This window comes from Chitinophagales bacterium (assembly GCA_019638515.1).
Classification (GTDB): Bacteria; Bacteroidota; Bacteroidia; order Chitinophagales; family LD1; genus UBA7692.
On sequence record JAHBTS010000001.1, the window covers coordinates 218,236 to 243,044 of the forward strand.

Genomic DNA, 24,809 nt, shown 5'->3' on the forward strand with positions numbered 1-24,809 from the left:
TGCAAGAATTGCTAAAATTCAAAATTGCTGAGGTCGCGTCTGTTTTTTTTGGTGGGTCGCCCTTGCTTGCTTTGGCGCTTTCCGGTAAATTCTACAAAGGTTGATTTTTGTGCGGTGTTTTCTTGCGGACTTAAATCTGTGTAATAGTGTATAGCAGCGTTGTACTGCTTGCGTTGGTCTAACAAAGCAGTAACTTCTATCAACCATTTTTTGTGTTCGGTTTTAATCTCGTATTGGTCGCCAATACACACGGCTTTGCTGGCTTTAAGATTAGTGCCGTGCTGCTTTACCTTTCCCGATGCAATGGCTTCGGCAGCTTGAGTTCGAGTTTTAAAAATGCGTATTGCCCATAAGTATTTATCTAAGCGAACATTATCTAAACTCATTTTTGAATCTGCTTTTTCTTTATACCAAACTCTACCTTCCAACTAATAACGGGAACAATGCCTAGGTTTCTAACAATACGAATATTGTCTTTTTGTGGGTCGTACACTTTTTGGGCTACATTTTTTCGGTTAATTACATTTTGTATATCAACACTCAATATCCAACTCCAGCGTTTTTTATTTCTTCTAAAGTATGCTCCAAAATCTACTCTCAGGTAATCGGGCAGTTTCTCGCTAAAGGCTTGGTTGTGGTTATATATGGTTTGTTGTTGAGCACGGCTGGCTTCTAAATCTATAGGTGTAATGCGCATGCCGCCACGATATAATATTTTGGTGTTTACTCCTATGATGTTTATTTTTTGTTTGCCGAGTATAAATTCTTTTCCTCCCAGCACGTTTAATACATAGTTGCCATTGTATGCAGTATTGCGCCATACGCCATCGGTAGCAGCATAGCGGGAGTTGAACAACGATGTAGTAACCAAGAAAAAGTAATTTTGGGTAAAGAATTTCTCTACAGTTAATTCTAAGCCGTAGTTCATTCCCTTTCCTTTATTGGTAAGCGGAAAACTTACAAAGCCATCGTTTTCGTTTACTATGGCATACCAAGCATTGGAGTCGCGCCCTGCGGGAACTTGAAATAAATACTGGAAATATGTTTCGGCATGTAGCCTAAAATCTTTTAAGAAAATAAAGTCGTAGCCTAATACGGCATGTACTGCTTTACTCATGTTTAAGTTCATGTTGGCAGAGCGCAAGCCACCGGGTGTTTCTACATTTGATATGTAAGCAGAAATGGCATCAGTTCTATTGTGTAACCCAACTCCAACACTTAGTGAATGGTTAAAAGCAGGTTTCCATTCCACATTGGCACGAGGTTCTAAAGCCGCTTTTTTATTTAAGAAGAAGTAAGTGAAATGCAAACCCGAAGTAATGCTCAGGGATTCTGAAAAGCGATGTTTCCATTGCCAATAAGCTTGCAGTAAGTGTGTGTTTCCGTTGCCTTGTACGCGTGTTTCTAATTGCTGTGTTGTAAAGTTGAAATCTTTATTGCGCAGGTTGTAGAAAGTGCCTGTGTAGTAAATGCCGCTGCGCAATAAATTTTTACTGTCTATCTTTCTATTGAGCATTACTGCCAGCCTTGCGTAGTAGTACAAATATTTCTCTTCGGCAATAGTAGTTGGGTTAAGCTGAGTAGTGAAAGTATCGGTATGGTTACCGCTATTGGTATAGCTGAGGCTGAGTGTGGTTTTAATATATGTTTTGGCATCGGGCAGCAGTAGGTGTGTAATGCCGGCAGTGCCCATGTAATAATGCATGTTGTCGCTAGATTTATCTTGCAGGCTTTGCCATTTCGTGGTATCTTTTTGCACGGTGGTGCCCAAACTGCTCATACCGCCCAAGCCAAAAAAGGTAAAGGTGCCGGCTCGTTTAGTTGGGAAAGAAAGGTTGAAACTAAGGTCTTGGTATTTAGGCGTGATATCGCCACCAATTTGAAAGCCCATGAGTGCAAATAACTCCAAGGTAGAATAGCGGTAGTTTACTAGATACGATGCTTTGCTTTTATGGCTAAATGGCCCTTCTAATGCCACTTCTGCGCCCAAGATACCTGCCTGTAAAGTTATCTCGTGTTTCTCGTTGTTGCCCTTTCTATAGTTTAAGTCCATAACGCCACTGAGTGCGTTGCCGTATTCGGCAGGAAAGGCTCCACTCAAAAAATCTGTTTTACCCAGCATGTTAGCACTTAGCATTGCCACACCTCCGCCACTGGCGGCTTCGCTGCCTGCAAAGTGATTTGGGTTGGGGATTTCTACACCTTCGAGCCGCCATAGAATACCTCTGGGCGAATTGCCACGTACCACAATGGCATTGTTTTCATCGTTGGCAGAAATTACACCCGGAAAAGTTTGCACCATGCGTGCAGGGTCGTTAAAAGTTCCGGAATATCGTTTGGTTTCTTCCATCGAAAAAGAGCGCGCGCTAATGGGAGCAAACTCATTATTGGCGCGTGTTTTGTCGCGTTTGGCAGTTATTACAACTTCTTGGATATCGGCAACTTTTTCGTGCATTTCCACATTTAAAATGGTTTCTTTTCCGGAAGTAACTGCTATGTTGCTTAGTACGGCATCGTGGTAGCCCACCATAGAAAATTTTACTTGATAGCGTCCGGCTTTTAGAAGGTCGAATCTAAAATAGCCATCGTTGTTGGAAGTGGTGGCGGTAAACACAGGTGTATTTAGCAATACAATATTGATGCCTGGCAGTGGTTGTTTGGTATCGCTGTCTATTACCCTGCCTTTTAGTGCTTTGGAATAATCTTGTGCATAGATATTTACAAAAAGCAGGTGGTATAGAATAAGCCATAAGATGAAAAATCGTTTTTCATTCATGTGCTAAACAAATGGTTCTGCTGAATGTATTCCCATACTTTTTCGGGTAGAAAATATTGCATGGAAATCTTTTTGTGAATACTCTCCCGAATAAAAGAAGCTGATATTTCGAGCAGAGGCACATCGAGTACATGCACATTGGCATGTTGCTTGTAAGGGTTTTCGGAAAAGCCTTTACGCTTGTAAACAAATAATTGGTGGTGATTTAAAATTACATCGGCATTTTTCCATTTGTGAAACGAATGCAAGTTGTCGCTTCCCATAATGAGCGAAAATTGATGTTGGGGATATTTTTCTTTTAAATGCGTGAGAGTGTCTATGGTATAAGAAGGCTTGGGTAGTTTAAATTCTATATCGCTGGCATATAGTTTTTCGTTGTTGCTAATTCCTAGATTTACTAAGTGTAGGCGGTCGTATTCGTTTAGTAATGTTTCTTTTTGTTTAAAAGGATTTTGCGGGCTTACTACCAGCCACACTTTATCTAAATTGGCAGTTTCAACTATATAGTTTGCAATAATTAAATGCCCGTGGTGAACGGGGTTAAACGAACCAAAAAAAAGACCGATGTGCATGAATAATTAAGTGTAAGGTTTATGAAACTCTATTTAAGATATCGTTCATCATTTCAATTTGCACGCGTTGTATTTCTAGCAATTCTTGTTGCTGGTGAATAATGAGATGATCGATTTTTTCGTGTAGCATTCTTATTTCCAATTCCGATTTTAGGTTAATCATATAGTCCTTTTTGGCACGCTCGCGGTCTTTTTCTTCTTGCCTGTTTTGGCTCATCATAATAATGGGAGCTTGCACAGCAGCTAAGCACGAAAGAATTAAATTTAAAAGAATAAAAGGATAGGGATCGAAACCCTTATTGCCAAGCCAAAAAATATTGAGGCAAATCCATACCAATAGAAAAAATGCAAAGGAAGAAATGAATATCCAGCTGCCACCAAAATCGGCAACGCTATCTGCCAAGCGCTGACCCAGCGTTAGTTTTGGCATTTCTTCGTCTAATTTATCGGTAAGTAAGCTTCTATCGTTGAGCGATTGTAGTACAGATTTTTCGAGTGCGGAAAGTGCACCGGCCGATTTAGAGATGTATGCTGCTACATATTGTTCGCGAAAGCGATTCAATTCACTAAATGCTAAAGTTTGCTGCTCTGTAAAATCGGGTTTCGATTTTTTAATAAGTTCAAACAGCGATTGCTGAATGGCATTGCCGGTAACTTTTTCTTTTATAGGGAATTCTTTTCCCGAGAAATCGCTGATAAAAGTTTTTGCTTCAGGCTTTTTCAATGTATGGAAGTTTTACGCTTTGCAAATAACAACAACTTTGCGATTTTACTCCATTTTTCTATTTGAAAGTAAGTTGAAAACGTGTATAAAGCATCTACCATAACATCTAAATTACCCAACGTTGGCACTACTATTTTTTCTGTAATGAGTGCCTTGGCGAAGGAGTATAATGCGGTAAATTTATCGCAGGGATTTCCGGATTTTGCACCCGATGAAAAACTGAAAGAAGCTGTGGCCAAGGCGCTTGAAAGCAATTGCCATCAGTATGCTTTAATGTTTGGTAGTTTGTTGCTGCGCGAAAAAATTGCGGCAAAGTATGCTGCGCATTCCAAAGTGTTGTTGCATCCCGATAGCGAAATTACCATTACCGCAGGCGCCACGCAGGCTATTTTTACTGCCATACAAGCCGTGGTGCAGCCGGGCGATGAAGTGCTGCTGTTTGCTCCTTGCTACGATAGTTATGTTCCTGCCATTACATTGGCGGGAGGGAAGTGTATTTTTTACAATATGCTGCCACCACATTTTTCAATCAATTGGAGCGAAGTGGCACAGCTTATTTCGCCCAAAACAAAACTCATTGTGTTTAACTCGCCTCATAACCCAACGGCATCGCTGCTAACTGCCGAAGATATAGTAGAATTGAAACAGTTATTGGCGCACACTCCGGCTCTGTTGCTAAGCGATGAAGTATATGAACACATAGTGTTTGACGGTAAACAACATCAAAGTTTTTTGTGCGATGAAACCTTGCGTGCACGCAGTTTTGTAGTTAGTTCTTTTGGGAAAACATATCATGTTACCGGTTGGAAAGTTGGCTATTGCATAGCTCCCGAGGCGCTTACCAAGGAGTTTAGGAAGGTACACCAGTTTAATGTGTTTAGTGTAAACAGCATGGCGCAAGAAGTATTCTCACAACTATTGGATTTTCCGGATTTATATACCAACCTTTCTTTATTTTATGAAGAAAAACGCAATACATTTCGTGCATTGTTGCAAGCATCTGCATTTGATTTATTGCCATGTGGCGGAACGTATTTTCAATTAGCATCGTATGCGAAAATTAGCGAAGCAAACGATGTGGAATTTTGCCGATGGCTTACATGCAATATTGGCGTGGCGGCCATTCCGGTTTCGGTGTTTTATGAAGAAAAAGATATGGATGTGCGCTTGGTACGCTTTTGCTTTGCAAAGAGGCAAGAAACGTTGCTACTAGCTTCGGAACGTTTAAATAGTATTTAATAAAAAAGGGAAGCAATTGCTCGCTTCCCTTAGTGCATTCTTATTTTAAAGAAATTATTTTGAACTACCTTTTTTTGCAGGTGCTTGTTTTGCGGCAGGTGCAACATTGGTGTTTTTTTCAACTGCAGGTGCAACTGCGGGTACCGGAGTTACTGGTTGTGCAGGTTTTGCAACTTGGCCTGAAGTAGCGCCAGCATTTGGATCCAATACTGTACCATGAATTTTTAAAGTTTCAGGGCTGTTTTTTGCATTAGATTCAACTGTTACGGTTTTGGTGAAAGCACCAATACGGTGAGTATCGTAATTTACTTTTATCACTCCTGTTTTGCCCGGCATAATTGGCTCCTTTGGACAATCCGGCACGGTACATCCACAAGAACCGCGACAGTTATTAATTACCAACGGGCTTTTTCCCACGTTTGTAAACTTAAATTCGCGCCCGCCATTTTCGTCTTGTTTAATGGTTCCGTAATCAATGTCTGTTGATTCCCATTTAAACTCGGGAGCATTTGGATCAACCGGGGTAGCAACTCCGGCCTGTGCAGCAGCAAATAATGCCGAACCGGCTACACATAAAGTAATGAACAACTTCTTCATGCTTTTTAATTTGTTTTTAAAAATTATGTTTTTGAAAGCAAAACAAATGTAATGCCTTTTTTCTGGTATAGAGATTTACAAAATGCTAAATGGTTAAATCATTTAACACATTTTGATGTTTAGAAGATAAACCGCAGCATAAAATAGATAGTTGCGAGCTGTATTACAATAAGTTATTACACAGCTACTCCGCCTTCTTTAAGCTTTTCTGTTTGTTCGGCAACGGCAAGTGCTTCAAGCATTTCGCTAATTTCACCATTCATAAAGGCATCTAAGTTGTAAATGCTCATGTTTATTCGGTGGTCGGTGATGCGACCTTGCGGATAATTATAGGTGCGTATTTTGGCACTGCGGTCGCCTGTGCTTACGAGTGTTTTTCTGCGCGCGGCAATTTCGTTTTCGTGTTCGCGAACGGCAGCTTCGTAAATTCTTGTTTTCATCATTTTCAAAGCCATTTCCCGGTTTTTATGCTGGCTTCGTTCTTGCTGGCATTCTACTACTACACCTGTTGGAATATGGGTTAGGCGCACGGCACTTTCTGTTCTATTTACGTGCTGTCCACCGGCACCGCTGGCGCGGAATACATCCATTTTTATATCGGCTTCGTTTACCTGTACATCTACTTCCTCGGCTTCGGGCAGCACTGCAATAGATGCTGCCGAGGTGTGTACACGCCCTTGTGCTTCAGTTTTTGGAACACGCTGTACTCGGTGTACACCACTTTCAAATTTTAGAGTGCCATACACATTGTTTCCTTTTATTTCTATTACAATCTCTTTGTAGCCGCCCACGGTTCCCTCGTTGGCATTTACCAAGCTAATTTCCCAATTTTTGGTTTCGCAAAAGCGGGTGTACATACGCAGTAAATCGCCTGCAAAAATACTGGCTTCATCGCCTCCGGTTCCTGCACGTATTTCAAGGAGTACATTCTTTTCGTCTTCGGGATCTTTGGGTACCAATAATTTTTTTAGTTCATCTTCAAGGGTTGTGCGCTCTGCTTCTAATTGCTCTAAATCGGCTTTTGCCAATTCGCGAAATTCTTCATCTTTTTCTTTGTTTAGAATTTCTTTATTGTTTTCGATATTGCTTATTACCAATTTGTAGCGGTCGTACACCAATACCACTTCTTCTAGTTCTCGATATTCTTTATTGAGTTTTGCAAATAGCTTCATATCGGATGTGGCGGCAGGATCCATAAGCCTTTTTCCGATTTCAATAAAATTTCCTTTAAGTGACTCTAACTGTGAAAACATGCCAAAAATTGAGGTGCGAAAATAGGCGATTATATCAATCTGCCGCAACTAAGATTTAATTCTTAGTTCTTAAAAACTTGCAAACTTACTTCATAGACATAACTTGCAGCCGTTTAATGCAAAAATTATGAATTACGATTTAATAGTTATTGGTAGCGGACCGGGCGGATATGTTGCTGCAATTCGCGCTTCGCAATTGGGTTTAAAAACAGCGGTGGTTGAAAAAGAAAATCTGGGTGGCGTGTGTTTAAATTGGGGTTGTATTCCCACTAAAGCCTTGTTGAAGAGTGCACAAGTGTTTGAATATCTTCAACATGCTTCGGATTACGGTATTGTGGTAGGCGATGCCAAGGCCGATTTTTCTGCTGTGGTAAAACGTAGCCGCGGAGTTGCAGAAGGTATGAGTAAGGGTATTCAGTTTCTTTTTAAGAAAAATAAAATTGACACCATTTTGGGTTTTGGGAAATTAAAGCCTGGAAAAAAGGTGGAAGTAACTGATGATGCAGGCAAAAAAACGGAATACGCTGCTAAGCATATTATTTTGGCAACAGGTGGTCGCAGCCGAGAATTGCCTAATTTAAAGCAAGATGGAAAAAAAATTATAGGCTACCGCGAAGCCATGAATTTGCCTGCTCAGCCTGCCAGCATGGTAGTAGTGGGCAGTGGCGCTATTGGAATGGAGTTTGCATATTTCTATAATGCACTTGGCACCAAAGTTACGGTAGTAGAATTTTTAGATAGCGTATTGCCGCGCGAAGATGCCGAAGTGAGCAAAGAAGTGGAGCGCATTATGAAGAAAAAAGGTATTGCTGTAAAAACCGGAACTTCGGTTGAAAGTGTGGATACAAAAGGAAAAGGTTGTGTGGTGTTAGCCAAAGCAAAAGACGGAAGTACCGAAAAAATAGAATGCGATATAGTGCTTTCGGCAGTAGGCGTTGCTACTAATTTAGATGGTATTGGCTTAGAAGAAAGTGGCATTAAAACCGAAAAAGGAATAGTGCTTACCGATGAATTTTATTGGACCAATGTAGAAGGTGTGTATGCTATAGGCGATATTGTAAAAGGGCCGGCATTAGCACATGTAGCCAGCGCAGAGGGTATTGTGTGTGTAGAGAAAATTGCAGGGCATCATCCGGAACCTATTAACTACGATAATATACCAAGTTGTACTTATTGCGTGCCAGAGGTGGCAAGCGTGGGTTTAACCGAAGCCGAAGCCAAGCAAAAAGGGTATGAAATAAAAGTAGGGAAATTTCCATTTTCTGCATCGGGCAAGGCAAGTGCGGCCGGAGCAAAAGAAGGTTTTGTGAAAGTAATTTACGATGCCAAGTATGGCGAGTGGCTGGGTACACACATGGTTGGACAGAATGTAACCGAAATGATTGCAGAAGTAGTGGTAGCCAGAAAGTTAGAAACTACCGGGCATGAAATTATTAAGAGCATTCACCCGCATCCAACTATGAGCGAAGCAATTATGGAAGCTACTGCTGCGGCATTTGGCGAAGTAATACATTTGTAGAGGTTGGCCATATTGCCCCAAATAAAAAAAGCGACCCTAAATTTAGGGTCGCTTTTTTTATTGGTATTTACTCATTGCTTACACTTCTAATAAAAGTTCTACAGGGTCTGCACCTAAGAGCATTTTATGCGGATTTTCCAGATAGTCTTTTACGGCAACTAAGAAACTTACAGATTCTTTACCGTCAATAATACGGTGGTCGTAACTTAATGCCAGATACATCATTGGGCGAATTACAATTTGCCCATCTACCACCACGGGGCGGTCTTGTACTTTGTGCATTCCTAAAATGGCCGATTGCGGAGGATTGATAATTGGAGTGCTCATAAGCGATCCAAATACACCTCCGTTTGAAATAGTAAAGGTGCCTCCGGTCATTTCCTCCATGGTAAGTAAACCATCGCGTCCTTTAATGGCAAGTTCTTTTACTTTTTTCTCTATGCCTGCCAGCGATAGCGATTCTGCATTTCTAATAACAGGTACTACCAACCCTTTCGGAGTGGAAACGGCAATAGAAATATCTACGTAATCGTGATATACTAAGTTGCCATCTTCAATATAAGCATTAACTGCCGGAAATTTTTCTAATGCTAAGCATACAGCTTTGGTAAAAAAGCTCATCATGCCAAGGTTTACTTCGTTTTTCTTTTTAAACGTATCGGCATATTGAGCGCGAATTTTGTTGATGGCACTCATATCCACTTCATTAAAAGTAGTAAGCATGGCGGTGCTGTTTTTGGCAAAAACCAATCTTTCGCTGATGGTTCTGCGTACACGGCTCATTTTTTCTACACGTTCGTTTCGGCTAAAGGCTTCGTGAACGGGCAGGTTGGCTTTATTGCGCACAGCTTGTATGGCATCTTCTTTTGTAATTCTGCCGCCTACTCCGGTGCCTTTTACGGCAGTAGTTTTTACGCCTCCTTCATCTAATATTTTTTTGGCTGCAGGCGATGGATGGCCGCTTGCAACGGTAGTAGCCGCAGCTTTAGATTCTACTTTAGTTTCTACCGGTTTGGGTTTGCTTTCTTCTTTTGGTGGGGCTGCTTTTTCAACAGCCGGAGCGGTGGTTGCAATTGCCGGCTTGGCTGCTTTTTCGTCAATATTAGCAAGCAGGCCGCCCACTTTAATATCATCGCCTTCAGCGGCAACCAAACTAATTACGCCTGCAATGGGAGCGGGCAATTCTTGTGCTGCTTTATCTGTTTCTAGTTCGCACAAAGGTTGGTCGAGTTCTACATAATCACCGGTTTTTACTAACCACTTGCTCAGGGTTACTTCCGAAATACTTTCGGCTACGGCAGGTACTTTAACGTCAGTCATTTTAAAAAAAATTGTGCCCAAAAATAAACTTTCAACAATACCAAAGGTGGAAGTTTTGAGTATTTATGATTGTAAAGTGAAGAATTAAGCATACAAGAGGTGTAAAATAAGATTGTAGGGTGTGTTTTGCTGCACCAAATAGGTGTTGGCAATTTCTTTTTTACCGATAAATAGAGAATTTTTGTATTTGAAAATCAACTATTCATTTTGCGCAGCAGCGTTAGTCTTGCACATCTTTATATGCATCTTTCTATTCTCCTTTGGGGGTTTACGGGTGTTTTGGGCAGGGGTATTTCTTTAAGCGAAGGTGGATTGGTTTGGTGGCGGATGTTGCTGGTGAGTATTTCGCTGGGGTTACAGGTTGGGCTGCTTAGGGGCAGAGGTTTTAGTGTAACACGAAGGCAGTTTGGGCAAATGGCGGCTGTTGGGGTATTACTTATGGTGCATTGGTTGTTTTTTTATGGAGCCATTAAGTATGCAAATGTGTCTATTGCATTAAGTTGCTTTTCTACCACTTCGCTCTTTACAGCTTTGTTGGAACCGTTGGTTACCAAAAAGAAGTTTAGTGCATCGGAGGTGAGTTTTAGTCTGCTGGGTATTGTGGGCATTGCCTTTATATTTTATGACGGTAGCGATTATGTATTGGGAATATTCTTGGCCGTTATGGCAGCTTTTGTGGGTGCGTTTTACAATATTCTAAATAAGGATATTGTGCATGAGTTGCCACCGGATGTGGTAAGTTTTTATGAAATGAGTACAGGTTTTATAGCTCTTACGGTTTTGTTGCCGGTGTATGTTTTTTTCTTTCCCAGTGCGGCATTTTTGCCCTCAAGCAGCGATTGGTTGCTGTTGGCGGTTTTGGTGTTGGTTTGTACGCATATTACGCTTGTCCTCTCGCTGGCGGCATTAAAGGAGTTGAGTGCTTTTACGCTTAACCTTGCCATTAACTTGGAACCTATTTACGGCATTGCGTTGGCATTTGTGTTTTTTGGCGAGCACCAATTGTTGGGCAGCGGATTTTATATTGGCAGTGCAATAGTGTTGATGAGCGTGGTATTGCACGCTTTATATATTTCGAAAAGGAAGGTGGTGCTTTAGGTTTTTTGTTTTTTCTTCCGCGCAGCGGGAAATAATACATTGTTTAAAATAAGGCGGTAGCCCGGGCTATTTGGGTGAAGGTCTAAATTAGTGGGTGGGTCGCCAACTAGGTGCTGATAATCTTCGGGGTCGTGTCCGCCATAAAAACTCCACATGCCTTTGCCGTGTTCGCCATGGATGTATCGTGCTTCTTCGTAAGTTTTATTTTGCCCCATTACCAAGGTGCTGCTTTTTACAAACTTTTTTTTGAAGGCAGTGGTTTGCCCCAAAAATCCTTTTACGGTTTTGGTATGGTTTTGAGTGAGCATGGTGGGTACCGGATCCCATTTTGCACTGAAATCGAATAGCGTAAAGTAATCTAAATCTTTGGGAACTTGCCTGCCAAATTGAGCATCTATATCGCTGTACTCGTATTCGTAAGGATTGGTGCGCAGGTGAAAATTTCCAAATGCAAAACAGTTGTCGAAATCTAGTTTACTTTGGGCTTGTGGGTCTTGCGGATCGTGGTCGTACATTACATCGCATATATCGGTGTTTTCGGCAGCGAGGGCTATATCGTAACTATCGGTGGCACTGCACATGGCAAACATAAAGCCTCCGCCAAATACAAAGCTTTTTATGTTTTTTGCTACGGCTAGTTTTAGTTGGCTTACTTTGTTGAATCCTCTGCGTTTGGCAGCTTCTTCTAATTCATGTACTTGTGCTTGGTACCATTCTGCTCCGCTAAATGAGCCGTAAAATTTTCCGTATTGCCCGGTGAAGTCTTCATGATGCAGGTGCAGCCAGTCGTAGAGCAGCAATTTGCCATCTAAAATTTCATCGTCATACACTACATCGTAAGGAATTTCGGCATAAGTGAGCACGAGTGTAACGGCATCGTCCCACGGTAGTTTTCCTTTGGGCGAATACACGGCAATTTTAGGCGCCTTTTCTAGTTTCACCACATCCATATTGGCTTCGGGATTGGCGATTTCGCTGAGTATGGAAGTGTATTGCCCATCGGCAATTACTTCGTAGCTTATACCTCTTATTTTACATTCATCTTCAATTGCTTTTGCATAAGGCATAGAAAAACTTCCGCCACGATAGTTCAAGAGCCAGTCGGCTTCTACGTTTTGTTTTAATGTCCAGTAGGTAATGCCATAGGCTTTTAAGTGGTTTTTTTGAGCCACATCCATAGGAATAAAAATGCGGGAGGCATGTGCCGAAGCCGTAAAAAACAATAATAGAAGGAAAGAGTGAACCAACTTCATGCTATAAAATTAAACGAATTTTTGTTGCAGAGGGGTATGCAACATTTTGTAACAAACAGGTGTGTGCATTTAGTTAGAGTGGTTAGGTTTTTTTTTGAGGTATTGCAGCCATGCCAACCATTTCCTTTTTTGCAGGTAGTTGGGTTGGTTGTCGTTTTGGTAGGCTTCGCGTTCAAACACAATTTCGCGGTAGGCTTGCGCATGGTTACGATACCGCAAAATATTCCAACCATAGTGGAGCAGGTAGAGTAAAAAGAATCCTATAAAAAGCAATTCTTTTTGCTGTGCAAAGTGTATGCGCTCGTGGCGTACCAAGGTTTCGTTTAGTTTTAAATCGGGGTGTTTAATAACAATAAACGGGAATACTGCCATGCCGGAGTATGGAAACCAAGAGAGTACTATAAACAATGGTTTACGCATGGTGCCTAAGGAGTGATGTGGTAAGTTTGTATGCCGGAAAACCAATTTTGTATCATCGTTATTCCATGTTTGGTGAGTACCGATTCCGGGTGAAATTGTACACCTGCCAGTGGTAAACTTTTGTGTGCAATAGCCATAATTTCTCCCGAAGAAGTGCGTGCAATTACATGGATATCATTTGCGTTTTGTTCTTGTAAAATAAGGGAATGGTAACGCATTACAGTTTGTGTTTCCGGGATGTTGGCAAATAGGAAATGGTTAGTATCTACTTTTATTTTAGAGGTTTTGCCGTGCATGGGTAATGTGGCTTTTTGCAGCTGCATTCCAAAAAAAGTACCCAATGCTTGATGCCCTAAACACACGCCAAGTATGGGCTTTTGGAGGTGGAAATTTTGAATTAACTGCATGGTAATTCCAGCCTGTGCAGGTGTTTTGGGTCCCGGAGAAATAACAATGCTGCTAAAGTTAAGTTGCTGTATTTGGCTAATTGTTTTTTCGTTGTTGCGAATTACCATACAAGTTTTGCCGCATTGCAAAATGTAATCGCGCAGCATGTAGGTAAACGAGTCGTAATTATCTAAAAGCAGTACCACTTATTTTTTTTCGAGCAACGTTTCAAAGTTGTGAAAAGCATCTTTAAACATTGGAATTATTTTTCCTGAATATTCAATTACAGTTGGTGCGGTATCGTGCACATAGCTATATACGTGCGATGTTTTTTTCTGCGTTTCGGATAGCACACCCCATTTATTGATGAACCATATAAGCACACAAAAAACATAAATGCCTACTGCTGCATGAATAGCTCCGCCAACAATTTGATTTACAAAGTTAAGCGAAAACGATTGTAGAATATTTTCAAGCGCCCAAGCAACTACACGCACCAGTATAACCACAATTACAAATACTAAAATGAATGAAATAACGGCCGTGAATTTGGGATCGGGATGGAGTTTTTCTTTTACAAAAGTGGCGGCCATGTAAGAGAATTTTAAAGCACCGATAATGCCCAAGAAGTAAGCAAACAAAGAGAATACGGAATATATAATGCCTTTGGTGTAACCCCACCAAAATCCAACGCAAAGAAAAACTAAAAAGAAGATGTCTATAATCATATAACAGTTTTGGATAGAGCAAAACGCATTGCTGCAAAATTTTATTGCTATACATCAAAGCTAAGGTGTGTATGGCAAATACATGCAGCACTTGCACACATGGTGAAAGTGAGGTGTAGTATTTTTATTTCTACGGTTAGAGTGTTTATCTTCTTCTAGAAGATTTACCTAAAAACATGCCTAGTAAACCTCTGGTTACTTCGCGCAAAATAGTTCTGCCGGCAGAACTATTCACAATGTCGGAAATTACTTCACCGGTTTTGCTGATAGTGCTTTGTGGTTCTACGGTTTTTCCGGCAGCAGGTGCATTATTGGCAGCAGACGGTTGCTGTTCTGCAATGTTCTGCAACTTTTTATTTAGGATTTCAAATGCACTTTCGCGATCTATTTCTTGGTTGTATTTGCGTGCAATGTGCGATTTAGACACAATGCCCGAAATTTCTTCAGTAGTTAATACATCCATACGCGAGCGTGGTGCCTGCAATAGTGTGGCGGCTAAAGGAGTGGGCGAGCCTTTTTCGTTTAGCACACTTATGAGCGCTTCGCCCATACCGAGCGAAGTAAGTAGCTCTTCGGTTTTGTAAAACTCGCTTAGCGGATAGTTTTCTGCTGTTTTTTTTATTTGCACCCTGTCTTTTGCGGTAAAGGCTCTAAGTGAGTGTTGTACTTTCATACCCAATTGTGCGAGTACGCTATCGGGAATATCCATTGGGTTTTGTGTGCAGAAAAACACGCCAACACCTTTACTGCGAATAAGTTTTACGATAGTTTCAATCTGGTCTAAAAGCGCCTTGCTGGCTTCGTTAAAGATTAAATGGGCTTCGTCTATAAAAATTACAAATTTAGGTCTGCCGCTATCGCCTTCTTCCGGAAATTCGCGGTACACCTCTGCCAACAAACTCAACATAAAAGTTGAAAACAACTTTGGTTTATCTTGAATATCGGTTAGGCGGATGATAGAAAGTATTCCTTTCCCATTTTCATCTACTCTTACCAAGTCTTCTACATCAAAAGAAAGTTCGCCAAAAAACTTTTCGGCACCTTGCTGTTCCAACTCAATTATTTTGCGGAGTATGGTAGAAGTAGTTGCTGTTGAAATTTTTCCGTATTGCTCTTCGGCTTGTTGTTTTCCATCGTTGGTAAGATAGTGCATTACCTTCTTAAAGTCTTTAAGGTCGAGCAATGGTAGAGCGTTGTCATCGCAATACTTAAAAATAAGGGCAACTACGCCTTGTTGGGTGTCGTTTAAGTCTAAAATTTTTGAAAACAGTACAGGGCCAAATTCACTTACGGTGGCACGTAGCCTTGCTCCGTTTTCGGTGCTGAGCGTTAGGAATTCAACAGGGCTTCCGGCAGCTTTCCATTCGATGCCAATGTGTGCATGCCGTTCTTCAATTTTTGCATTGGAAACTCCCGCAGTAGCAATGCCGCTTAAATCGCCTTTAATATCCATTAGCAAACAAGGAACGCCTGCTCCGCTCAACTGCTCGGCAATAACTTGTAGTGTTTTTGTTTTTCCTGTGCCTGTGGCTCCGGCAATGAGGCCGTGCCTATTAAAGGTTTTTAGGGGCGCTTTTACCAATGTTTGCGGTAGCGGACTACCCTCAAAAATAGCAGTGCCTAATACAATATATTCTCCTTTAAATTCGTAGCCGCCTTGGATGTGCTGGCTAAATGCTTCTTTAGTTGCCATGAGGCAATAATAAAAAAACCCCTTTCATGTTTCTAAAACTTAGAAGCCTTCATACATTTGCGGGCTATGAGCGGAAGAAAGGATAAGAAGAAAAAGATTGCTGAAATAGGCACTTTTTCTAACGTATTGCAATGTTTTGAATTCAAGCAGCCCATATTGTATAATGCTGCTAACGAAGTGGTAGATTGCAAGGGCAAATGGAGTAAAGAAATATTCGGAAACGATAATGAAATAGTAGTAGAGTTGGCGTGTGGTAAAGGCGATTACACGATTGCATTGGCAAAAAAGTATCCCGATAAAAATTTTATTGGTGTAGATATTAAAGGGCCGCGTATCCACACAGGTGCTAAAATTTGCTTAGAAGAAAATATAAGCAACGTTCGTTTTGCACGCTTTAAAATTGAAAATATACAACACTTCTTTGCACCAAAAGAGCTGAGCGAAATATGGATTACTTTTCCTGATCCCTTTCCCAAAGATGGGCACGAAAAGCATAGGCTTACCTATAAAACCTTCTTAGAGAAGTATAAACCTCTCTTGCAAGAAAATGGAGTGGTAAACCTGAAAACAGATGATTTGGATTTCTTTCGGTACAGCAAAGAAAGCATCGAGTTGTTTGGTGCAAGCATTCATTATTACAAAGAAGATATTTATGCCGCAGCACTCGATTTCGATACATTAGAAATTAAAACATTCTACGAGCGCCAGCATTTGGCAGCAGGCAGAAAGATCAACTTTTTAAGGTTTGGTTATTAGAGTCTTCTAAAAGTTGTAGGTAGTTAGAACTACGGTAGCAACCCGATGCGCCATAACTTTGGCACAGCAATTGCCAATGTTTATTTCCTGTTTTTTTAATAAAAGAAACTGACATGATGACTTTTGAAATATTACCGCCAAACGGAGATGAAGAAGGCGATTTTCTCCCCATTATTCCAGAAGATGAAGATTCGGCCAAAACCCGCGATATTCCTTTGGAAATGCCTATTCTGCCCTTGCGAAACACCGTGCTGTTTCCGGGCGTTGCCATTCCTATTACCGTAGGCAGAGATAAAAGTATCTTGGCTGTCAAAGAGGCATATAAAACCAATAAATTGATTGGGGTTGTCGGTCAATCTGACCCAAGTATCGAAGAGCCCGAATACAACGATTTGTTTAAAATAGGCACAGTAGCGCATATTTTACGCATGATAAAAATGCCCGATGGTTCCAGTACTGCCATCATTCAAGGGCGCAACCGTTTTGTAGCTACTTCCTTAATAAGTTCCGATCCGTTTATTAAAGCAAAAATTGAATTGCTCGAAGATAGCATGCCAATAAACGATAAGGAGTTCGATGTTTCGCTTGAAACCATTAAAGATTTGGCCAACAATATCATAAAGCTAAATCCACAAATTCCTTCAGATGCTTCTATTTTATTGAAGAACATAAACAGTCCCATAACGCTGGTACACTTTATTTCTTCAAACTTAAATATTGAAATAAAGAAGAAACAAGAACTGCTTGAAATAGCCGACATGCGTGAACGCATCAAGCGCGTGCTCAAGTATTTGCAAGACGAACTGCAGATGCTTGAAATGAAAAACGAAATTCAAAACAAAGTACGCAATGAATTCGATAAGCAGCAGCGCGATTATTTCTTGAACCAACAGCTAAAAACCATTCAGGAAGAACTGGGCATGAGTTCGCCCGATAAAGATATTCAGCGCTTGCGCGAAAAGTTAGAACACCTGAACCCACCCAAGCAAGTACGCGAAACGGTAGAAAAAGAGTTAGATAAACTACAGCGCATGAATCCTGCTGCAGCAGAGTTTAGCGTAGTAATGAATTATATTGATACTGTACTCGATTTGCCGTGGGGAGTTTACACGCAAGATCAATTTAATATAAAGAAGTCGAAGCAGGTATTGGATGCCGACCATTATGGAATAGACAAGGTAAAAGAGCGCATACTCGAATACCTTGCGGTGCTTAAATTGAAAGGCGATATGAAAAGCCCAATTTTATGCTTGGTGGGCCCTCCCGGAGTTGGAAAAACATCTTTAGGGCAAAGTATAGCCAAGGCTTTAGGTAGAAAATATGTGCGCGTGGCACTAGGCGGCTTACACGATGAGGCCGAAATTCGTGGACACCGGAAAACCTATATCGGAGCCATGCCGGGTAGAATTATTCAATCGCTCAAGAAGGCAAAAAGTAGCAATCCGGTAATGATTTTAGATGAGATTGATAAAATAGGAAACGATTTTCGTGGCGATCCTTCCAGCGCTTTATTAGAAGTGTTGGATCCAGAACAAAACAATGCTTTCTACGATAATTATCTAGAGTTAGAATACGACTTGAGCAAAGTACTTTTTATTGCTACTGCCAATTCGCTTTCTACCATTCAATCGGCACTGCGCGACCGCATGGAAATTATTCCTTTAGAAGGGTATTCTATCGAAGAAAAAATACAAATTGCCAAGAAGCATTTAGTACAAAAGCAGATAGAAAACCACGGCTTAAAGAAAAAGCAAGTAAGCCTTTCGGATGCAGTACTCGAAAGCCTGATAGAGCAATACACCAAAGAAAGCGGTGTGCGCGAACTCGACCGCGTTTTGGCAGCAGTAATGCGCCATACAGCAAGAAAAGTTGCCGAAGGAATTAAATATCAACCAACCGTAAAGACAGATGATTTACCTAAGATTTTAGGCCCCGAAAAATTCGATAAAAGTATTTATGCCGAAGAGCACCAGCCCGGTGTGTCTGTTGGTTTGGCTTATACTTCTGTAGGAGGCGATATTTTGTTTATAGAAACAACCTTGAGCAAAGGCAGCGGTAACCTTACCATTACAGGCAACTTGGGCGATGTAATGAAAGAAAGCGCAACCATAGCCGTAACTTTCTTAAAAGCCAATGCCGAAAAATTAGGTATTAACCCGGAAGTATTTAAGCATGTAAATATTCATATTCACGTACCCGAAGGGGCTGTACCAAAAGATGGCCCAAGTGCCGGTATTACTTTGCTTACAGCCTTGGCATCGCTATTTACGCAACGCAGGGTAAAACCTTACCTTGCCATGACGGGCGAAATTACGTTGCGCGGAAAAGTAATGCCGGTAGGTGGTATTAAAGAAAAAATTCTGGCAGCTAAGCGTGCGGGAATTAAAGAAATAGTAATAGGTGAAAAGAACCGTAAGAACGTAGAAGAAATAAACAGCGATTTTATTAAAGGAGTACGATTTACCTATGTAAATAATATGGATGAAGTATTGGAAGCAGCCTTGCAAAAAACAAAAGTTAAAAATGCAATACGCTTAGAAAACTTTATTCCCGCCAAAAGCGAAAAATTTTAGCTGTAGTTACAGTAAGTTTTTTTCCATTAAGTATTCGGCAATTTGTATGGCATTGGTGGCAGCACCTTTGCGCAAATTGTCGGATACAATCCAGCAGTTTAATGTATTGGCTTGTGTTTCATCGCGCCTAATTCTGCCCACAAAAGTTTCGTCTTTATCGTGTGCCAAAATGGGCATGGGATACAAAAGATTCTTTACGTCATCGTACACCACCACACCGGGAGCGTGTGTAAGCACTTCACGTACTTCTGCCAAGTTAAAATCTTTTTCAAATTCAATATTTACGCTCTCGCTGTGCCCGCCCATTACAGGCACGCGCACCGTGGTAGCAGTAACTTTAATGGAGTTGTCGCCCATAATTTTTTGGGTTTCGTTCACCATTTTCATTTCTTCTTTAGTGTAGCCGTTTTCTAAAAAAACATCTATGTGGGGCAATAAGTTAAGGTCAATTTGGTAAGCGTAAGCTTTTTCCACGCCTTCTTTCTTTTCGCGCTCAGCCAGAAGTTGGTCTACTGCTTTTTTTCCGGTGCCGGTAACACTTTGGTATGTAGAAACTACTACTCTTTTTATTTTATACTTATCGTGCAATGGTTTTAAAACCATTACCATTTGTATGGTAGAGCAATTGGGGTTGGCAATAATTTTGTCTTTTGCAGAAAGTACATGTGCGTTTACTTCCGGTACCACCAAAGGAATGTTAGGCTCCATACGCCATGCCGAAGAATTGTCTATTACGGTAATTCCTGCAGCAGCAAATTCCGGAGCTATTTGCTTGGAGGTGCTGCCACCTGCCGAAAAAATAGCTACATCCGGCTTGGCAGCAATAGCATCTTTGTAGCTCTTTACGGTTACTTCTTTTCCTTTAAACAAAACAGTTTTCCCTACCGATTTTTCTGAAGCCACAGGAATAACTTCAGTTACCGGAAAATTTCTTTCTGCCAATACTTGCAGAATTTTGGTGCCTACCAATCCGGTTGCACCTACTACGGCTACTTTCATTGCGTTTTTAAAAAATGAGGGGCTAATGTAATGCTATCGCCACCGAATAAAAATTTTTGAACGCCTTTTATGTGTAAACATTATTGCACCAATGGCTTTTTTTGAAAAATTGGAAACACAGTTTGTCTGCCAATGAACTATGTTTGTAGTTTAATACTTATTCATCCATGTCGGCAAATTCAACTCCCAACGTTCAGCAACAACACATAACGGAGCCTCAGCATATTTTTATTAAAGGAGCACGAGTACACAATCTTAAGAATGTAGATGTGGAGTTGCCCAAACATCAACTTATTGTAGTAACAGGTGTTAGCGGCAGCGGCAAATCATCACTTACTATCGATACACTTTATGCCGAAGGGCAACGCAGGTATGTAGAATCGCTTTCAGCTTATGCGCGCCAGTTTTTAAGCCGTATGGATAAGCCCGATGTAGATTATATAAAAGGCTTATGCCCTGCCATTGCAATAGAGCAAAAAGTAAGCACTCGTACCACCCGCTCCAGCGTTGGTTCGCTTACCGAAATCTACGATTACCTCCGATTGTTGTTTGCTCGAGTTGGCGTTACCTATTCGCCTTCCAGTGGTGAAGAAGTAAGCAAGCACGAAGTAAACGATGTGGTGAACTTTATTTTTAGCCTTCCACAAAGCGAGAAGGTATATATTCTTTTTATTGCCAAGGCGAAAAAGAAACTGGAAGAGGAGCTGAAGCTATTGCTGCAAAAGGGCTTTAGTCGTATAAAGTGGGGCGAAAATATTGTGCGGATAGAAGATGCTTTGGAGAATGAAAGTATTGTAAAAAGCAAGGAAAAGTTTGTAGAAGTTGTAGTAGATAGATTGGTAATAAACTTAGAGGATGAAGAGTTGGCAGCACGTGTGGCAGATTCTGTGCAAACAGCTTTTAATGAAGGCGGTGGCGAATGTGTAGTAGAATATGGCAGCAATAAAAAGCGCTTGTTTAGCGATAAGTTTGAGGCCGATGGCATAGTGTTTGAATTGCCTTCGCCCAATCTGTTTAATTTTAATAATCCTTATGGCGCGTGCAAAACCTGCGAGGGATTTGGCACTGTAATGGGTTTAGATGAAGATTTGGTTTTCCCCGATAAAACATTGAGTGTGTATGAAGGCGCAATAGCTCCGTGGAAAGGCGAAAAAATGAGTGAATGGGCAGAGCCACTTATTAAAAAAGGTATTCTTTTCGATTTTCCTATTCACCGCGCTTATTGCGATTTAAGCGATGCCGAAAAAAAACTGCTGTGGACCGGCAATGAGTATTTCCACGGCTTAACTTACTTCTTTCAACATTTGGAAGAAAAGAGCTACAAAATACAATACCGTGTAATGTTGTCGCGCTATCGTGGCAGAACAACCTGCCCCGATTGCAAAGGCTCGCGTATTAGAAAAGATGCGCTGTATGTGAGAGTAAGAGCAAGCCAAGCATCAGCCGAAGGCAAGCAAAAAGGTAAAATGCAATACAGTATTGCCGATATGTTGTTGATGCCCATAAAGCAACTGCACTTGGTGGTAAACAATTTAATACTTACTCCGCAGGAGCAAAAAATAGCAGAGCGCATACTTACCGAAATTCGCAATCGCGTAGCCACTATGATGGAAGTGGGTCTGGGTTATCTTACGCTCAATAGGCTTTCAAATACCTTGAGCGGTGGGGAAACTCAGCGTATTAACTTAACGCGCAGCATTGGCAGCAACCTTACTTCTTCGCTGTATATTTTAGATGAACCAAGTATTGGACTGCACCAGCACGATACCGAAAATTTAATTCGCGTACTTAAAGAATTGCGCGATTTAGGAAATACCGTAGTAGTGGTAGAGCACGATGAAGATATTATGCGCCAAAGCGACCACATTGTGGATATGGGGCCCGAGGCCGGAGTGTTTGGCGGTAAATTGGTGTATAACGATACCCCCGAAAACCTTATGAAGTATGCAGATTCGCTTACTGCAAAGTATCTAAATGGTCAATTAGAAATTCCGGTTCCCGGTGTCCGTAAAAAGCCGGTAAATTTTATAGATGTAAAAGGCGCATCGCAGCATAACTTAAAGAATGTAGAGGCTCGTTTTCCGTTGAATGCACTTACTGTTGTTACAGGCGTGAGCGGCAGTGGAAAAACTACACTGGTAAAGAAAATTTTGTATCCGGCATTATTGCAGCGTTTTGATGGAGGAGGCGAAAAGCCGGGTGTATTTCGTGAACTATCCGGTGATATAAAACGCATTACGGGCATTGAAATGATAGACCAAAATCCATTGGGAAGAAGCTCGCGTAGCAACCCGGTTACATACGTTAAGGCTTACGATACTATTCGTGAACTTTTTGCCACCCGCCAGCTTTCTAAAATGCGCGGTTATCAGCCTTCTACGTTTTCATTTAATGTGGAAGGAGGGCGCTGCGAGGTATGCAAGGGCGATGGTGAAGTAGTAGTGGAAATGCAGTTTCTTGCCGATGTGCACTTAAAATGCGAAGCCTGTAGTGGTAGAAAGTTTAAAGAGGATGTATTGGAGGTTCAGTATAAAGAGAAAAACATTTTTGATGTACTGGAGCTAAGTGTAGATGAAGCAATGGAGTTTTTTAGCGACCAACGCGATGTGTATCAAAAATTGAAGCCATTACAGGATGTGGGTTTGGGCTATGTAAAACTTGGTCAATCTTCTTCCACTTTAAGTGGTGGCGAGGCGCAGCGCGTAAAACTGGCATCATTTTTACAGAAAGGAGCAGGTGCACATCCATTGCTTTTTATTTTCGATGAGCCAACCACAGGCTTGCATTTTCACGACATCAACAAGTTAATGAGCGCCTTTAATCAGTTGCTGGTGGTAGGGCACAGCATTATTGTAATTGAACACAATATGGACGTAATAAAATGTGCCGATTGGCTCATAGATTTAGGTCCGGTAGGTGGCGATGAAGGAGGCTATGTGCTTTACCAAGGGGAACCCGAAGGTTTATTAAATGTAAGCACCAGCCTAACTGCCAAATACTTGAAAGAGAAGCTACAGCGCAAATAAATGCACTAGTCTATTTTCATTACTTCTTTTAATCCAATTCCTTTTGGCGTGGCAATTTGCAGCGTATAAGTACCCTTAGATAGTTTTTCTAATTGTAAGGCTGCTTCGTGTAAGCCAACGGTGTTGCCCGGTAGCGTTTGTTCAAATACTTTTCGTCCTCTTTTATCAAATACAACTGCGGTGGTAAGCCCTTCATCAAATAAATAGTATTGAATAAAAATTTCTCTGGTAAAAGGATTAGGGAAGCAATGCAACGAAACCAAATTTGGTTTGGTGGTGGTAATGCCCGAAGTAATATCGGGAACTAATGCAGGCATGCCTATTTTAGCTCCAATAGGCGACATTGCTAAGCGCAAAAAACGTTCTCCTTTGTTTACCTGCCACGATGCGCTAGTAGTGGTGGTAAAAGGTTGTAACTTAATATCTGAAACATGTCTCCAATCGCCTTGAACACGCTGCTCGGTTACGTCAAGCAATACATAGCCTCGTTTGGTGAGTTCAATGTACTTCATGTGTGGGTTAGAAGATTGTATTAAAGCAGAGGTGATAAATCCAGGCAGTTCACTACCACTAGTAATACTGGTAGTTACAAACTCTACTGCAGCAGAGCCTGCGCCTGTTTGCGGATTATATGCAGTATCGTAAGGTACATCGTTTGCCCATGAGCAGTGAATATCTCCGGTAATGAATACCACATTTTGAATGTTGTTATTCAGAATATTGTCTAGTACTTTTTTGCGTTCGTATGGATATCCGTCCCACTGGTCGGGATTCACAATATTGGAATTTACGGTAAGTGGTGCTACCATTACTTGGTTGCCAATAATTTTCCATGTAGCGGTTGAATTTTTCACTTCATTATTCAGCCAATTCATTTGTGCGGTACTCATAAGCCTTCTTGTAGTGTCGTTTAGGCTGGAATCGGTAGGCGATACAAATAGACCGGGTATTTGTTTGTCTCTACCTTCAAGGCGGGTATCTATCATTACTACATCTGCAAGGTTACCGAATTTCATATTTCTGTAAATTACAGAATCATTGTTGGGGATGGTTGAGCGAATAGGCATCCATTCGTTGTATGCCTGCATGCCTGCATCTTTTCTATTGTACCAGTTCCCTTCGGTGGTGGTATCGTGTGCAGCGGCTCCGCCTCTCCAACTGTCGTTGGCAGTTTCGTGATCGTCCCATACGGCAATGAATGGAAATTGGCGGTGGCAGTCGCGCAAATCGGGGTCGAGTTTATACTGCGAATGTCTAATTCTGTAATCTGCTAAAGTAAGTGGTTCGTTATCGGGCATGTGGTTGCGCGAGGTGTCGTTGGGTACTGCAGATAATTTGCCTGATTCATAAATGTAATCACCTAAATGTAATACGGCATCTACTTCGTTTCTATTTACAATATCTCTGTACACATGGAAATATCCATTCGGAAATCTGGCACAGCTTACTACAGCAAAGCGTAAATTATTAACGCCATTTACAGGTGCTGTGCGCGTTCTTCCAACTACAGAATACACACCGTTTGCGGCAAAGCGATAGTAATACCAAGTGTTTGCTTGTAGGCCTGTGGCATCTACCTTTACGGTAAAATCTTTGGTGGCATCGGTTGTTACGGTGCCATTGTTTACTATATTATTAAAATCCGCATCGGTGGCAATCTGCCATTGTACGGTGTCGGTAGAAGCGGAGGTGGTAATGCGCGTCCAAAGAATCACACGATCGGTAAGTGGATCGCCACTTGCTACTCCATGATAAAAAGGCGCATAAGCCGGATTTAAAACAGAGCGCGAAGGAGTATTGTGTTGTGAAAAAAGTTGTAGGGAAATAATGGTAAGCGCTATAAGCCAAATATTTTTCATCCTATTTTGTTTAGAAA

At 41.3% G+C, this 24,809-nt stretch carries 20 protein-coding genes; 6 read left to right on the forward strand and 14 right to left on the reverse strand.

What is annotated here, in order from left to right; all coding sequences use genetic code 11:
- Positions 1-11: 11 nt before the first annotated feature.
- Genes KF872_01025 through KF872_01040 form a run of 4 tightly spaced genes read right to left on the reverse strand, consistent with a single transcriptional unit; the run spans position 12 to position 4,072 of the window.
- Positions 12-386 carry an RNA-binding S4 domain-containing protein gene (locus tag KF872_01025; GenBank protein ID MBX2902106.1) on the reverse strand — a complete coding sequence of 125 codons (375 nt, stop codon included), beginning with the start codon at positions 384-386 and terminating at the stop codon, positions 12-14.
- Positions 383-2,776 (reverse strand): TonB-dependent receptor, encoded by a 2,394-nt coding sequence (locus tag KF872_01030; GenBank protein MBX2902107.1) that lies wholly within the window; start codon positions 2,774-2,776, stop codon positions 383-385. The genes KF872_01025 and KF872_01030 overlap by 4 nt, the downstream gene beginning before the upstream one ends.
- Entirely contained in the window at positions 2,773-3,348 is a 576-nt protein-coding gene (locus KF872_01035) for a nicotinate-nucleotide adenylyltransferase (GenBank protein MBX2902108.1), read from the reverse strand. The genes KF872_01030 and KF872_01035 overlap by 4 nt, the downstream gene beginning before the upstream one ends.
- Before the next feature lie 19 nt (positions 3,349-3,367).
- On the reverse strand, positions 3,368-4,072 hold the full coding sequence (locus tag KF872_01040) for a DUF1003 domain-containing protein (protein MBX2902109.1): 705 nt from the start codon (positions 4,070-4,072) through the stop codon (positions 3,368-3,370).
- Between the two features lie 81 nt (positions 4,073-4,153).
- Here KF872_01040 and KF872_01045 point away from each other — a divergent pair, with 81 nt between their 5' ends.
- A complete protein-coding gene (locus KF872_01045) occupies positions 4,154-5,311 on the forward strand; it encodes an aminotransferase class I/II-fold pyridoxal phosphate-dependent enzyme (protein MBX2902110.1) in 1,158 nt (385 codons plus the stop codon).
- A 54-nt stretch (positions 5,312-5,365) separates the two neighbouring features.
- Here the strand turns inward: KF872_01045 and KF872_01050 are convergent, their stop codons facing one another.
- Together KF872_01050 and prfA are read right to left on the reverse strand one after the other, a co-directional pair.
- Entirely contained in the window at positions 5,366-5,908 is a 543-nt protein-coding gene (locus tag KF872_01050) for a DUF1573 domain-containing protein (protein ID MBX2902111.1), read from the reverse strand.
- 176 nt (positions 5,909-6,084) lie between these two features.
- Positions 6,085-7,161 carry a peptide chain release factor 1 gene (gene prfA, locus KF872_01055; protein ID MBX2902112.1) on the reverse strand — a complete coding sequence of 359 codons (1,077 nt, stop codon included), beginning with the start codon at positions 7,159-7,161 and terminating at the stop codon, positions 6,085-6,087.
- A gap of 127 nt (positions 7,162-7,288) precedes the next feature.
- On the opposite strand from prfA, the gene lpdA reads away from it, so the two are divergent.
- Entirely contained in the window at positions 7,289-8,680 is a 1,392-nt protein-coding gene (gene lpdA, locus KF872_01060; GenBank protein MBX2902113.1) for a dihydrolipoyl dehydrogenase, read from the forward strand.
- A 78-nt stretch (positions 8,681-8,758) separates the two neighbouring features.
- Here lpdA and odhB read toward each other — a convergent pair whose 3' ends face one another.
- On the reverse strand, positions 8,759-10,000 hold the full coding sequence (gene odhB / locus KF872_01065) for a 2-oxoglutarate dehydrogenase complex dihydrolipoyllysine-residue succinyltransferase (protein ID MBX2902114.1): 1,242 nt from the start codon (positions 9,998-10,000) through the stop codon (positions 8,759-8,761).
- Between the two features lie 240 nt (positions 10,001-10,240).
- Here odhB and KF872_01070 point away from each other — a divergent pair, with 240 nt between their 5' ends.
- Positions 10,241-11,098 carry a DMT family transporter gene (locus KF872_01070; protein ID MBX2902115.1) on the forward strand — a complete coding sequence of 286 codons (858 nt, stop codon included), beginning with the start codon at positions 10,241-10,243 and terminating at the stop codon, positions 11,096-11,098.
- Here KF872_01070 and KF872_01075 read toward each other — a convergent pair.
- The 5 genes from KF872_01075 to KF872_01095 form a co-directional block, all read right to left on the reverse strand.
- Positions 11,095-12,351 (reverse strand): hypothetical protein, encoded by a 1,257-nt coding sequence (locus tag KF872_01075; protein ID MBX2902116.1) that lies wholly within the window; start codon positions 12,349-12,351, stop codon positions 11,095-11,097. The two genes, KF872_01070 and KF872_01075, sit on opposite strands and share 4 nt — an antisense overlap.
- Positions 12,352-12,420: 69 nt before the next feature.
- Positions 12,421-12,771 (reverse strand): hypothetical protein, encoded by a 351-nt coding sequence (locus KF872_01080; protein MBX2902117.1) that lies wholly within the window; start codon positions 12,769-12,771, stop codon positions 12,421-12,423.
- Between the two features lie 5 nt (positions 12,772-12,776).
- Entirely contained in the window at positions 12,777-13,364 is a 588-nt protein-coding gene (locus KF872_01085; GenBank protein ID MBX2902118.1) for an aminodeoxychorismate/anthranilate synthase component II, read from the reverse strand.
- Positions 13,365-13,886: a CvpA family protein gene (locus KF872_01090; GenBank protein ID MBX2902119.1), complete on the reverse strand. Its 522-nt coding sequence runs from the start codon at positions 13,884-13,886 to the stop codon at positions 13,365-13,367.
- A gap of 145 nt (positions 13,887-14,031) precedes the next feature.
- Positions 14,032-15,579, reverse strand: a complete 1,548-nt coding sequence (locus KF872_01095; GenBank protein MBX2902120.1) for a DUF853 family protein — start codon at positions 15,577-15,579, stop codon at positions 14,032-14,034.
- Between the two features lie 66 nt (positions 15,580-15,645).
- Between KF872_01095 and trmB the strand changes: the two genes are divergently transcribed.
- On the forward strand, positions 15,646-16,335 hold the full coding sequence (gene trmB / locus KF872_01100; GenBank protein MBX2902121.1) for a tRNA (guanosine(46)-N7)-methyltransferase TrmB: 690 nt from the start codon (positions 15,646-15,648) through the stop codon (positions 16,333-16,335).
- Between the two features lie 116 nt (positions 16,336-16,451).
- On the forward strand, positions 16,452-18,908 hold the full coding sequence (gene lon, locus KF872_01105; GenBank protein MBX2902122.1) for an endopeptidase La: 2,457 nt from the start codon (positions 16,452-16,454) through the stop codon (positions 18,906-18,908).
- Positions 18,909-18,914: 6 nt separating this feature from the next.
- On the opposite strand, the gene KF872_01110 is transcribed toward lon, so the two are convergent.
- Positions 18,915-19,907, reverse strand: a complete 993-nt coding sequence (locus KF872_01110) for an aspartate-semialdehyde dehydrogenase (GenBank protein ID MBX2902123.1) — start codon at positions 19,905-19,907, stop codon at positions 18,915-18,917.
- Between the two features lie 167 nt (positions 19,908-20,074).
- On the opposite strand from KF872_01110, the gene uvrA reads away from it, so the two are divergent.
- Positions 20,075-22,933 (forward strand): excinuclease ABC subunit UvrA, encoded by a 2,859-nt coding sequence (gene uvrA / locus KF872_01115; protein MBX2902124.1) that lies wholly within the window; start codon positions 20,075-20,077, stop codon positions 22,931-22,933.
- A gap of 5 nt (positions 22,934-22,938) precedes the next feature.
- On the opposite strand, the gene KF872_01120 is transcribed toward uvrA, so the two are convergent.
- Positions 22,939-24,792 carry an alkaline phosphatase D family protein gene (locus KF872_01120; GenBank protein MBX2902125.1) on the reverse strand — a complete coding sequence of 618 codons (1,854 nt, stop codon included), beginning with the start codon at positions 24,790-24,792 and terminating at the stop codon, positions 22,939-22,941.
- Positions 24,793-24,809: the final 17 nt, after the last annotated feature.